Here is a 256-nt window from a genome sequence, read left to right as displayed (position 1 = left end):
CTCGACCAGCGCCGGCCGTCCGTCGTCGCCGAAACGCACCGCGGTGACGCGCGTGCGCTCGCGGGTCTCGACGCCGGCGTCGCGCGCATGGGTGAACAGCAACTGGTCGAACTGGTCGCGGCGCACGTGCACGGCGTAGTCGCTCTGCGGCGCCAGCGCCCGGGTGAAATGGAACACGTGGTGGCCGCCGGCGGCGCCGGGCATCGGGAAATCGGCGCCGGCCTTGTGCACGCCGATCGCGCGGACCTGTTCCAGC

General features: G+C 73.4%; 1 protein-coding gene. It reads right to left on the bottom strand.

Features of this window, described 5'->3' with window-relative positions; genetic code table 11:
* A partial coding sequence (locus tag SB719_RS21260; RefSeq protein WP_412159904.1) for an NAD(P)/FAD-dependent oxidoreductase occupies positions 1-256 on the bottom strand: 256 nt, incomplete at both ends.

It is taken from the genome of Pantoea sp. SIMBA_079, assembly GCF_046940275.1.
GTDB classification, from domain to species: domain Bacteria; phylum Pseudomonadota; class Gammaproteobacteria; order Enterobacterales; family Enterobacteriaceae; genus Pantoea; species Pantoea borealis.
Note: the sequence above shows the minus strand (reverse complement) of the source record. Positions and strands in the feature narration are given on the sequence as shown.